The organism is Sphingobacterium hungaricum (assembly GCF_015210005.1).
GTDB lineage: Bacteria > Bacteroidota > Bacteroidia > Sphingobacteriales > Sphingobacteriaceae > Sphingobacterium > Sphingobacterium hungaricum.
In genome coordinates this window covers 1,909,479-1,922,530 of sequence record NZ_MU158698.1, presented here as the reverse complement: position 1 = coordinate 1,922,530, position 13,052 = coordinate 1,909,479, and the positions used below count along the sequence as shown (strand labels likewise).

12 protein-coding genes are annotated in these 13,052 nt (G+C 37.8%); 3 read left to right on the top strand and 9 right to left on the bottom strand.

Going from position 1 to position 13,052, the window contains the following annotated elements; genetic code table 11:
* Positions 1-173: 173 nt before the first annotated feature.
* The 9 genes from C4F49_RS11595 to C4F49_RS11555 form a co-directional block, all read right to left on the bottom strand.
* Positions 174-401 (bottom strand): DUF1456 family protein, encoded by a 228-nt coding sequence (locus C4F49_RS11595; protein WP_196935999.1) that lies wholly within the window; start codon positions 399-401, stop codon positions 174-176.
* A gap of 229 nt (positions 402-630) precedes the next feature.
* Positions 631-1,308 (bottom strand): sterol desaturase family protein, encoded by a 678-nt coding sequence (locus C4F49_RS11590; protein ID WP_231388287.1) that lies wholly within the window; start codon positions 1,306-1,308, stop codon positions 631-633.
* 153 nt (positions 1,309-1,461) lie between these two features.
* The gene (gene atpG / locus C4F49_RS11585; RefSeq protein ID WP_196935998.1) at positions 1,462-2,346 is read right to left on the bottom strand and encodes an ATP synthase F1 subunit gamma; all 885 of its coding nucleotides are present in this window, start codon (positions 2,344-2,346) and stop codon (positions 1,462-1,464) included.
* A 208-nt stretch (positions 2,347-2,554) separates the two neighbouring features.
* Positions 2,555-4,129, bottom strand: coding sequence for a F0F1 ATP synthase subunit alpha (atpA, locus tag C4F49_RS11580; RefSeq protein WP_196935997.1), 1,575 nt, complete (start codon positions 4,127-4,129; stop codon positions 2,555-2,557).
* 46 nt (positions 4,130-4,175) lie between these two features.
* Complete coding sequence (locus C4F49_RS11575; RefSeq protein ID WP_196935996.1) at positions 4,176-4,721, bottom strand: F0F1 ATP synthase subunit delta; 546 nt, start codon at positions 4,719-4,721, stop codon at positions 4,176-4,178.
* A gap of 24 nt (positions 4,722-4,745) precedes the next feature.
* Complete coding sequence (locus C4F49_RS11570; protein WP_196935995.1) at positions 4,746-5,240, bottom strand: F0F1 ATP synthase subunit B; 495 nt, start codon at positions 5,238-5,240, stop codon at positions 4,746-4,748.
* 115 nt (positions 5,241-5,355) lie between these two features.
* On the bottom strand, positions 5,356-5,559 hold the full coding sequence (gene atpE / locus C4F49_RS11565) for an ATP synthase F0 subunit C (protein WP_196935994.1): 204 nt from the start codon (positions 5,557-5,559) through the stop codon (positions 5,356-5,358).
* A gap of 35 nt (positions 5,560-5,594) precedes the next feature.
* Complete coding sequence (atpB, locus tag C4F49_RS11560; RefSeq protein WP_196935993.1) at positions 5,595-6,767, bottom strand: F0F1 ATP synthase subunit A; 1,173 nt, start codon at positions 6,765-6,767, stop codon at positions 5,595-5,597.
* A gap of 468 nt (positions 6,768-7,235) precedes the next feature.
* Positions 7,236-9,455 (bottom strand): helix-turn-helix domain-containing protein, encoded by a 2,220-nt coding sequence (locus tag C4F49_RS11555; RefSeq protein ID WP_196935992.1) that lies wholly within the window; start codon positions 9,453-9,455, stop codon positions 7,236-7,238.
* A 153-nt stretch (positions 9,456-9,608) separates the two neighbouring features.
* Between C4F49_RS11555 and C4F49_RS11550 the strand changes: the two genes are divergently transcribed.
* From C4F49_RS11550 to purU, 3 genes are all read left to right on the top strand, one after another.
* On the top strand, positions 9,609-10,109 hold the full coding sequence (locus tag C4F49_RS11550; RefSeq protein WP_196935991.1) for a cupin domain-containing protein: 501 nt from the start codon (positions 9,609-9,611) through the stop codon (positions 10,107-10,109).
* Positions 10,110-10,224: 115 nt separating this feature from the next.
* Positions 10,225-12,078: a DNA topoisomerase IV subunit B gene (locus tag C4F49_RS11545; RefSeq protein ID WP_196935990.1), complete on the top strand. Its 1,854-nt coding sequence runs from the start codon at positions 10,225-10,227 to the stop codon at positions 12,076-12,078.
* 5 nt (positions 12,079-12,083) lie between these two features.
* A complete protein-coding gene (gene purU / locus C4F49_RS11540) occupies positions 12,084-12,926 on the top strand; it encodes a formyltetrahydrofolate deformylase (protein WP_196935989.1) in 843 nt (280 codons plus the stop codon).
* Positions 12,927-13,052: the final 126 nt, after the last annotated feature.

The following is a 13,052-nucleotide window of genomic DNA, read 5'->3' as shown; positions in this document are numbered from 1 at the left end:
AATGATAAAAGCGGATTTGTAATCCGCTACAGTCTAGCTATTTGGGCTACAATTCTCAATCTTTCAAACGTTGACATCCCCCCCTTTGAAAGATATCAAACGGCAAGAATTCAAATCATTGAAACGAATGATAGCCCGTTAAATCAATAATGTAAATAATTAGATAGTACTCCTTATTTATTATTTCTTGGTCCTCGCTTGTAAATAATCAATCCATTAAGAAAATTGCGGAGCAATTGGTCACCACATGGTTTAAAATTAGGATGATCTTCTTTCCGAAATATCGCACTAAGTTCTGTTTTCGAAACTTTAAAATCCACTAACGCCAACACACCAACGATATCTTCGTCAGTAAATTTCATAGCGACACGGAGTTTTTTCATGATATCATTGTTGCTCATGCAGTAAATTTACTGAAAATAATAGGCAAAAAAAATTTGGTGTCTGTTTGACTATATTTAAATCGAGCTTAGTAAGGCGATATTGATCGCGCTTTTTCGAATAAGTCACCAACCAGCTTCAGTCTAGATTGCATTATACAAAGCGTGGGAAAATTAAAGAAGGCAACTTGTTTCCGACGACATTCGGTACAGCTTTGCGTCGAAGTTATTGCAATAAAAAATGGAGAGACTAATTCGTTTCTCCATTTTCTACATTCTTCAGCTTATTTGAGTCCTTTCTTGTCTTATTCTTCGCAAAACCAGAATTGAAAATAACATCCCAGAGGTAAGAACTGACTCCAAAACCATGTTCTGGATCTTGATAATGATGCAACATGTGGTGATCTTTTATTTTTTTGAACAGTCCGGATTTAAAATTTGCATGATGCATGGCGTAATGCGACTCATCATAAATCAGATAGCCTCCTAAAAATCCCGCAAAAAATGCAGCAAGCGTATACTCTTGAAAAAACAAATAGAAGATAAAATAAATAATCGCCGCCATTGGAATGCTTGCCGACAAAGGCATAACTAAACGCAAACGGTCTTTGGGAAAATCGTGATGCACTCCATGAAAGATAAAATGCACACGCTGTCCAAACTTTGACTTCGGCTCAAAATGAAATACCCAGCGATGCAATACATATTCTGCCAAGGTCCAGAATGCCAAACCATACACAAAATAAAGAAATACTTTGCCTCCAGAAAGTTCGCCAGGTACTAACGCTTTCCAAATAAAATAGATGATTACAGGAATCCAGAACACCAATGGAACTGCATAATGAATTTTTGTCAATGATTCTAGAAAATCATTTTTAAACATACGCGAAGATTCTTCCGAATTCGAAACGAATAATTTCTTTGCCATACGATATGTGATAAAATATTAAAACTTGATTTAAAATTAACTAGATTTTTAATATGCCACAATGTTGCTTCCGTTAAAAAAATGTCAAAAATTAATATTTTGAACAAAAAAAAGGAGGCTTTAAAAGCCTCCTCACTATCTTAATGTTCTTAATTATCCGTTGGACAACGCTGCTGCACCCGAAACGATTTCCGTTAATTCGGTTGTAATCGCTGCTTGACGCGCTTGGTTGTAAGACAATTTCAATGCTTTCAATAAATCACCAGCATTTTCAGTTGCTTTATCCATCGCCGTCATCCGAGCACCATGCTCAGAAGCATGTGAGTCCAAAACTGCTTTGTATAACTGCGTTTTGATTGCTTTAGGAATCAATTCTTCAATGATCTTTTCTTTCGAAGGCTCGATGATGTAGTCAGTTTCAGAAACTTTTGCATCTTCAGGCTTCTCTTCTGGTAATAATGGAAGAATCTGCTCTGTGGTTAAGATCTGAATCGCTGCATTTCTGAATTGGTTGTAAACAACTTCCACACGATCAATGTTTCCTTCTTTAAACTCCTCCATTACATATTCTGTAATTTTAGAAACATTCTCAAAATTAAGGTTAGCAAATAATTCGGTATTATTTCCAATAACATTGAAATTGCGGCGTTCAAAGAAATCTTGTCCTTTTTTACCGATAGCGATCAAACTAACGTCACCACGTGCAAATTGATCAGCATATTTGTTGGCAATTAAATTATTTGTCGCTTTGATTGCATTAGCATTAAATGCGCCCGCCAATCCTCTATTTGAAGAGACAACAATAATCAACACTTTCGTAGGGATACGATCTTCTGTAAAAGGCGATTCACTTCCTTCAACAGATGCAGAAACCTGCGCTAGGATGTCCCTTAATTTATTCGCATATGGACGTAATTGTACAATAGCATTTGTAGCACGCTTCAATTTTGCTGCAGAAACCATTTTCATGGCTTTTGTAATCTGTTGCGTAGAGCTTACAGATACTATTCTATTTCTTACTTCTTTTAAATTTGCCATGTTTTTGTTAGATGTGAGATTTGAGATGTCAGATTTGAGACCTTGACGTCATTCAATCTTATAATCTATTCTCTGAATCTGTTTTAAGATATGAGATATGAGACATGAGATTGGAGATATGAGACTGAAGATTTGAGATTTCATTACGCTTAATCTCGAATCTATGCTCTCATATCTATAGTCTCATATCTATGCTCTCAAATCTAATCTAATATTTTCCTACTAATTCTTTAGCTACAGTTTCTAACACGCCTGTCAATTCATCAGTGAATTTACCAGCTTTAAGCGCTGCTAAAACTTCCGGATGACGTTGCTCCAATTGTGTTAAATATTCGTCTTCGAATGCTTGAACTTTATTTACAGGAACTGTACGGAACAAACCTTTTGTACCTGCATAAATGATCGCAACTTGTTTTTCAACAGAAACTGGAGAATATTGTCCTTGTTTCAAGATTTCCACGTTACGGATACCTTTATCCAAAACTGCTTTCGTAGCTGCATCTAAGTCAGAACCGAATTTAGAGAAAGCCTCTAACTCGCGGAACTGAGCTTGATCCAATTTCAATGTACCAGCAACTTTCTTCATCGACTTGATCTGTGCATTACCTCCTACACGCGATACCGAAATACCAACGTTGATCGCTGGACGGATACCTGCGTTGAATAAGTTAGACTCCAAAAAAATCTGACCATCCGTAATCGAAATTACGTTTGTTGGAATATAAGCAGAAACGTCACCAGCTTGAGTTTCAATAATCGGCAATGCCGTTAACGAACCGCCACCTTTTACCAAATGCTTGATTGATTCTGGTAAATCATTCATTCCTTGCGCAATTTTATCAGATGAATTGATTTTCGCAGCTCTTTCTAACAAACGGCTGTGCAAGTAGAAAACGTCTCCAGGGTAAGCCTCACGACCAGGAGGACGACGTAATAATAACGACACCTCACGGTAAGCTACAGCTTGTTTTGATAAATCATCATAAACGATCAATGCCGGACGACCTGTGTCACGGAAAAACTCGCCGATTGCTGCTCCTGCCATTGGTGCATAAAACTGCATTGGCGCTGGATCAGCTGCAGAAGCCGCAACAACAACAGTATAAGCCATTGCACCGCGATCTTCTAATGTTTTAACGATATTCGCTACTGTAGAGTTCTTTTGACCTACCGCAACATAAATACAGAATACAGGCTCGCCTGCATCATAAAATTCTTTTTGATTTAAAATCGTATCGATACAAACCGCAGTTTTACCTGTCTGACGGTCACCGATTACCAACTCACGTTGTCCACGACCTACTGGAATCATCGCATCAATTGCTTTTATACCTGTTTGCAAAGGCTCAGTTACGGGCTGACGGAAAATAACTCCTGGCGCTTTACGCTCAATAGGCATTTCGTACGTCTCACCAACAATTGGTCCTTTACCATCGATTGGTTGGCCTAATGTGTTAACCACACGACCCAACATACCTTCTCCTACTTTAATAGAAGCAATTCTGTTTGTGCGTTTGATTGTGTCACCTTCTTTAATTTCGTCAGAAGATCCTAAAAGTACCACACCCACATTGTCCTCTTCTAAGTTCAATACGATACCTTGCAATCCGCTTTCAAACTCAACCAACTCACCGGACTGTACTTTCGTTAAGCCGTAAATACGAGCAATACCGTCACCCACTTGGAGTACAGTACCTACTTCTTCTAGTTCGGCTTCTGATTTAAAGCCTGACAATTGTTCTCTTAAAATTGCCGAAACTTCATCTGGTCTTACCTCTATCATTGTAATTTTTATAAGGGGTTTTTGAATCTACTATTTTCGATCAAGGTTATACGCCTTGACTTGTAAAATACTTTTCTAATTTATTTAATTTTCCTGCAATACTCGCATCAATCTGCTTGTCACCAACATTGATCACAAATCCACCAATAATCGAAGGATCGACAACGTTTGTCAAGATCACATCAGCATTGATTTCTTTTGAAATAATTGATTTCAACTCAGCAAGATGCTCTTCCGTTAACGCGGATGCAGAAATAACTCTAGCTTTCACAATGCCTTTTACCTCATTGTATTCGCGCAAGAATTCTTTTGCGATATCTTCTAAAATGCCTGCTCTGCCTTTATTAATTAAGATATTAAAGAAAGAAGATATGGCAGGATCTATTTTATCCTTGAAAATAGCTGCTAAGATATTTCTCTTTTTATCCAATTTAATGATTGGATTTCTAAGTACCGCGCACAATTCAGGATTCTCGTTTAGTACGCCCAAAAATTGCTCCACATCTGTTTTGACTACATCAAGATTATCTCTTTCAATAGATAGATCAATTAATGACTTTGCATAACGGGAAGCAACTGTAAATACAGACATAGTTCTTTTTTAAATCGTAATCAATTAGTTTAACTTCACATCCTTCAACAAGTCAGAAACTAGCTCTTCTTGTGCATTCTGATCTTCAAACTCTTTCGTTAATACTTTGCGAGCAATTTCCAAAGATAATGCAGAAACTTGATTTTTCACTTCAACTAAAGCTTTGATTTTTTGATCGTCAATTTCTTTGCGAGCTTGCTCGATCATTTTCTTGCCAGTTTCCTGTGCTTCAACTTTCGCATCAGAAACGATAGTATCTTTTAATTTCTTTGCTTCTTTTAAAATTTCGTCACGTTCCGCACGAGCTTCTTTTAACAATTGCTCATTCTCGTTCGTTAAACGAAGCATTTCTAATTTAGCTTTTTCCGCAGCTTCTAATGCATTTTCAATCGTTGTCTCACGATCTTTGATGCCTTTCATAATAGGTTTCCAAGCAAATTTTGTCAATAAAAACAACAAAATCAAGAAGGTTACCGTGTGCCAAAATACCAGGCCAATTTCAGGAATTAATAAATCCATACTCTATATTAATTTAAAATCTTTGTTCTTTGAAACTAAATAGTTAATAAAGAATCTACAAACGGCAAACCCGAGTATAGATTCTTTATAATTCTTTGTTCTTAATTACGTTTAATTACGCGATTAAAGAAACAACTACTGCGAATAATGCAACCGCCTCGATAAAAGCAGCAGCGATTAACATAGCAGTTTGAATTTTTGATGCAGCTTCTGGTTGACGTGCGATAGATTCCATTGCAGAACCACCGATTTTACCAATACCAATTCCAGCACCAATCGCAGCTAAACCTGCGCCAATTGCAGCTAATGTACCTGTCATTTTAATATATATTTAGTTAACAAAATTGTTCTTAATTAATGATCGTGATGCTCTTCGACCGCCATTCCAATAAATAGCGCTGAAAGTATCGTAAAAATAAATGCTTGTATAAATGCCACCAATAATTCAATCAAACTGATGAATAAGGTAAAAACTACCGATCCAGCAGCAACTGAATGCGCATTGAAAATAAATGGCAAACATAATAATGATAAAATTAAAATGTGTCCTGCCGTAATGTTTGCAAACAAACGAATAGCTAATGCGATTGGTTTTGTAAAAACACCTACAATCTCTACAGGGATTAACAAAGGTTTTAACCACCAAGGCACTGGAGGATTGAAAATGTGTCCCCAGTAATACTTATTTCCGCTAAACAACGTAATCAATAAAGTAATCACCGCTAGTACCGCAGTAATCGCAATATTACCCGTTACGTTTGCCGATCCTGGGAAAAACGGAATCAAGCCCAACATATTCATAAACCATATAAAAAAGAATACAGTTAATAAGTAAGGCATGTAACGTTCGTATTTGTGACCCAAGTTAGGGATTGCAATTTCGTCTCTTACAAAAATGATGATCGGCTCAAAGAAAGATTGAATTCCTCTTGGTGCTTTACCTTCATTTTTCTTGTATCCTTTTGCAACAGAAAAGAAAACAACAATTAAGATAACGAATCCTAATAAAAGACTGAATACGTTTTTAGTGATTGAAAAATCTAAAGGACGTTTATTGGTAGCGTGGTGTTCTTCATCATAAGCAATGTACGCACCGTGGTCATTTGCATCTGCTGTAGCATAATAAATTTTACCATGGTACTTCACAAAGTTCTGACCTTTTTTCTCAACGATTTTTGTTCCTGCATCATTTCTTTCAAATTCACTTGAAGAGAATGTAACAAGACCATTATCGGTAAATAAAATAACAGGAAGATAAATACCCACCCAATTTGATTTTCCTTCGGCATCACCGCCCCAAAAAGTAAACTCGTGTGAGTCGCCGATGTGGTGAAAAATAAATGTTGTGATGTCAAATCCCTTCTTTTCTTCGGCGTGATGTGCGTCAGATGAAGCCTCAATATCCTCCACATTTGAAGGGTGATTGTGCTCCGAATTTTGGGCAACAGCGGAAAAACAAGTGAATAAAACAGCGATTAAGGCAACTATTCTAATTCTTACTGATGTCAAAATGTGGCTAAATTCCATGTATGCTATGTTTTTTACCTTTTTATTTGGTGGCGCAAGATACGCAACAAAGATATAACTTCAAAGACTGTGAACAATAAATATATAGAAAAAAAATTCAGGCCCAAAACGAGCAGATTTTCATCCGATTTAAAACGTATAAAAATGAACAAACTCAAAGCGAACAACATCTTAATTAGCATGCCTCCGAGAATGGTCATTGTGCCCACTTCTGGGTTTTTGCTCAGGCCAAAAACCGATAAAACGTAAGCAATAACGGTCAGAAAAAAGATAAACACAAACATCAACCAAAAATTTGGGCTTAATAGCTGCGCCGGAGCGAGCCATTTTGCCAATAAATAGGCGATGCCTGCTAATGCAAGGCTGTAAATCGCAAAGTAGATTAAAAATCTAGATATAGAATGCTGAAGTTTCAAATGAATGCAAAGATAAGTAAATCAATAATATAGACAAGAAAATTATAGGAATTTAGGCATTTTCCAATTCCACGACACGCTGACCTAGCTTGATGTCAGGATAATCAAACTTCGGCCCTAATATCATTTTCAATTCGGATGAAGATTTATTTGGGTTCTCACGGATTACTTTTGTCAATTCATTCAGCTTCGCTGCATCAATTAAATCCGCAGCTTCAACTTCCGTTCCCACAAAGTGAATAAGGTGCCCATAGATTGTTCCGACAACCATATCCCGCTTTTTCGCTATTTCTTCAATGGTCAAACCGTCATGAAACAATTCCAATGTCATTGTTTTGGTATCTTTTTTATCCAGCTCAGAGGATGCCACCAACGTTTTATCGATTGTCTTTTCGGCTTTCAATAAATTTTCAGCAGCAATGGCCAAGTCATCTTTTTTGGTCAATGTTTTGGCAATTGTTTCACAATGCTTGATTTGCTCTTGCTTTCTTTTAAAAGTCAACAATAGCGATTTGAGTTCGGTTATGTATTTTTTTGTCCGCTTTTTAAGCTCAAATTCGTGTATATGCTTGCTTGTTTTATCAATAATTTCCTGATCTAATTTTGGCAAAAACCAAGAAACTGCAGAAGTTGTGCGATCACAAATCGATGTGTAATCAATGGCGGATTTATTTTGAAGCATTTTATGCAATTGGGTAATAAACTTATTCGCCACCAATTCTTGATTTTCCAAATCAGTACATAATTGATCGAAAAATTCAATGGCCACTTGCTTATGATCAATATTCCGATCGGCTAATGCGACTTTTAAATCACTTGCTTCTTGCACTAACTGATGCCATTTAAAACTATTTATTAAAATCTGAGCTAAATAATTTCGCTGGCTTTCTTCCAGTAAAGAATTTAATTGTTCTTCATCCTGCGTGCGTTGCATAAATTCGACAACTTGAAAGTCCGTGCGAATGGAATGGCTAGGGATTCTGGATTTCAAAACCAAGCCTTCTAAGCCGGTCATTCTACTTAAAGCGACGTAGACCTGTCCTGGAGCAAAGGAAGTTCCGGCATCAATAATTGCTTTTTCAAATGTCAGACCCTGACTTTTATGAATCGTAATCGCCCAAGCCAAACGCAAAGGAAATTGCGAGAAAGTCCCCATCACTTCAGAATCGATTTTATCTTCGCCTTTATCGTACGAATATTTGATGTTTTCCCAAGTCTCCCGTTTGACGACGACATCTTCCGAGCCATTCGGAAACGAAACAACAATCTGGTGCTTGTCCAGAAGCAATTCTTTTACTACACCTATCTTTCCATTGAAATATTTACGGTCCTCGCCGACATCATTTTTGATAAACATGACCTGAGCGCCGATTTTTAAGGCTAGATTTTCGTCCGCAGGGAAAGACCCTCGTTGAAAATCATCTTTGACCACAGCTTTCAACTGCTGTAAGTTTCCAGGTAGTTTTTGGAGTTTTTCTTGATTGATTTCGTCAGCCAAACGATTATGAGAAGTTAAGGTAATAAACTGTTCATCTTCTTTTGGATCAAAATCTGGATTGTAATGACTATTCAGAGATTCCAAATCTCCAACGCTGCAGTTGTTATTGCGAATCGCATTCAGCAGATGGATAAAATCAACATCTTTCTGGCGGTATATTTTCGCTAATTCCAATAATACTGGAGGATTGTTTCTCAATACTTTTGCATCGAAAAAAAACATGCTGCTGTATTCGTCTTTCAGGATTTGCCATTCATGCTCACGAACGACTGGAGGCAATTGATAAAGATCACCGATAAATAAAACTTGCAATCCACCGAACGGACGCATATCGCGACGAACAGATTTTAGGATGACGTCGATTGCGTCCAAGGTATCGGCTCGCACCATTGACACTTCGTCGATGACTAGCAACTCCAGTTCTTGCAATAATGCACGGCGTTGTTTGGTCAATTTAATGGTCGAAAACAGACGGCTTTTGTTGTAGATATGGCTGTCCTGCTCGTTCCATTTCAATTCATAATTTTCGATAAACACACCGAAAGGCAACCAAAATAAGGCATGCAAAGTCGTTCCGCCCGCATTCATCGCCGCAACACCTGTCGGTGCGGCAATCGCCATTTTTTTATAGGATTTCTCGCGGATGTATTTTAAGAATGTAGTTTTCCCAGTACCAGCTTTACCTGTTAGAAATAAATGCTGATTGGTTTGATTTACAAACGATACGGCCTGCATAAAGGCCTTATTTTGTAAATCAATAGGTAAACTGCTCATGTATTTTTGTTTGAAATTAAAAATACAAAGATACGATATTATTAGGATTGAACTGATGGGCGAAACGGAAATCGAAAGAAAGTATTTTAATATTTTTAGGTTTATTTATGGAAAAATTTTATCTTCACACAAATAAATGCAATTTTTCTAACCATGACATACATTGATAAAAGCGAGCTTTTCAGCCAAGTTGAAGTAAAATTAAAAGAAAAAGGTTTTGGGATTGACAACATCGATCAGACAAGACCTTGGGGCGGTTTTTTTGTAATCAATGAAGATCAAGCTCAAGAATTTGCGAATGCATATTTCGAGGGATTGGATGTTCAAGATCTAAAAATTTCCGGAAAATTAAGCCCTAAGATTTTAATTGTTGGACCGAACAAAAGATTATCATGGCAGTACCATCACCGCAGAGCGGAAATCTGGCGCGTGATTCAAGGAGAAGTTGGCGTAGTTACAAGCCCAACTGACGAAGAACATGAATTAAAGATTTTAAAAGAGGGCGAAACCATTCGTTTGAGCCAAGGACAGCGTCACCGTTTAGTTGGATTGACAAATTATGGTGTCGTTGCTGAAATCTGGCAACATACTGATGGTTCAAATCCTTCTGATGAAGATGATATTGTACGTGTACAAGATGATTTCGGCAGATAATCATCGTTCACAAAAAACTAAAAAGTCGGCAATTCTGTCGACTTTTTAGTTTTACACTGGTTTTCATGTGAATTCCCTTTCATTTTACTATTTTTGTTAGCATTACAAGAACTTTATGACAACATATAACGAAGACAGCATACGATCCCTCGATTGGAAAGAACATATCCGTCTGAGACCTGGCATGTACATTGGAAAACTGGGCGACGGTTCGGCTTATGACGATGGAATATATGTTTTATTGAAAGAGGTCGTTGATAATTGTATCGATGAATTCGTTATGGGCGCTGGAAAAACCATTGACATTACGGTCAATGAAAATAAAGTGTCTGTACGGGATTACGGACGCGGGATCCCTATCGGGTCGGTTGTAGATGTTGTTTCTAAAATCAATACCGGCGGAAAGTACGACAGTAAAGCATTCCAGAAATCTGTTGGTTTAAATGGTGTGGGTACAAAAGCTGTAAATGCACTTTCCGAACAATTTACCGTACAATCTTACCGTCAGGGCGTCACTCGGATTGCTTTGTTCAACAAAGGCGAATTGGTCAATGACGAACAGAAAGAAACCACGCAGCGAAACGGAACAAGCGTTACGTTTTACCCCGACAATACGATTTTTAGCCATTATAAATATCGGATGGAATTTGTAGAAAACATGATCTGGAATTATGTTTTCTTGAATGCTGGATTAACGGTCAATTTCAACGGCCAGAAATTTATTTCTGAAAATGGCCTAAAAGACCTATTAGAACGTAATATTGATACAGAAGCCATGCGCTATCCCATTATTCATCTCCGTGGTGAAGATATTGAAATGGCGATCACGCACGGCCAACAATATGGGGAAGAATATTATTCATTCGTGAATGGACAGCATACGACCCAAGGAGGAACGCATCAGGCAGCATTCCGCGAAGCGGTGGTAAAAACCATTCGGGAATATTATAAAAAGGATTTTGATGCTTCAGATGTGCGCTCGTCGATTATCGGAGCAATCGCAATCAAAGTGCAAGAACCTGTTTTTGAATCGCAAACGAAAACAAAACTAGGTTCTCAAAGCGTTGGTCCGGATGGACCAACCGTCAGAACCTTTATCAATGATTTTGTAAAGAAAGCATTGGATGATTATTTGCATAAAAACCCTGAAACGGCGGATGCTTTGCAAAAAAGAATTCTGCAGTCGGAACGCGAACGTAAAGACATCGCTGGAATCAAAAAATTAGCGAATGAACGTGCGAAAAAAGCATCTGTCCACAACCGCAAATTAAGAGATTGCAAAATCCATTTTAGCGACAAGAACGAGCGTAACTTAGAAACGACCTTATTTATTACCGAAGGTGATTCTGCCAGCGGTTCAATTACCAAATCACGAGACGTCCAAACACAGGCGGTTTTTAGTTTGAAAGGAAAGCCATTGAATTCGTATGGCATGTCTAAAAAAGTGGTTTATGAGAACGAAGAATTCAATTTATTGCAACATGCATTAAATATCGAAGACGGCTTGGATGGTTTGCGTTACAACAACATCGTCGTCGCGACCGATGCCGATGTCGATGGCATGCACATTCGTTTGCTCCTATTGACATTTTTTCTGCAATATTTCCCTGATTTGGTGAAATCTGGCCACGTATCCATTTTGCAAACGCCATTATTTCGGGTACGAAATAAGAAAGAAACAATTTATTGCTATTCCGACGAAGAAAGACAGCGTGCAATTGCAAAATTAGGCGCTAAACCTGAAATCACACGATTCAAAGGTTTGGGCGAAATTTCGCCTTCAGAATTCGGATTGTTTATTGGAAAAGACATTCGCTTAGACCCCGTTATTCTCTCAAAAGACAATAAATTACCGCAACTTTTGGAATATTATATGGGCAAAAACACACCGGATCGACAGAAACATATCGTCAACAACCTGCGTTACGAAGTGGATTTAGAGGAACAATTAGCAAAAGAAGCGGTTTAAGATTCATGCAGCAACAGACTTTAGTATTGATTCAATGTGCAGATGAGGTGGGCCTTGTCGCGAGAATTTCGAATGTTTTAGCACAGCAAAAATTGAATATTGTGACCATGCGCGAATATGTCGACGAAGCGAACAACAAGTTTTTCGTGCGTGTAGTCTGTTCTGGAATTCCTGAACATGCGGATATCCTGCAACAGGAATTGACGAAGACTTTGCCCTACAATGCAAGCGTAAAAATCAACCCCGCGAATCGCAAAAAAATAGTTTTATTGGTTACCAAAGAACATCATTGTTTAGCTGACATTCTGGTTAGAAATTATTTTGATACCCTGCATGCGGATGTTTTGGCGGTCATCGGCAATTATGAATCTCTAGGGACTTTTACGGAAAAATTTGAAATTCCTTTTCATTATGTGTCGCATGAAGAAAAATCGAAAAGTGATTTTGAACATGGAATTTCAGACCTGTTAACGCATTATGATGCTGACTTTATCATTCTTGCCAAATTCATGCGTATTCTTTCGCCGGAGTTTGTTGGGAAATTTAAGGATAAAGTGATAAATATCCACCATTCCTTTCTCCCTGCTTTTATTGGTGCGAATCCGTATCGCCAAGCGCAAAACCGAGGCGTCAAAATCATTGGCGCGACAGCACATTTTGTGACGAATGATTTGGACGAAGGTCCAATTATTGTGCAACGCACAAAATCTATTCATCATGGATATGATTTGACCGAAATGGTAACCGCAGGAAAAGAAATTGAAAAAGCTGTTTTAAGCCATGCATTAAAATTGTTGACCGAAGACAGGGTCATGCTGAATGGGAATAAGACGGTAATTTTTGAGTAGATAAAATCCCCTAACCCTCAAAGGGGGAAGCATTGTTGAAAGACAATTTTTTCTTTTATAACTAACAACCTTATGTTTCTTCTGCGGTCTTCGTTTTTTAAAGCTAACCGCAAAGTTCCACAGAGG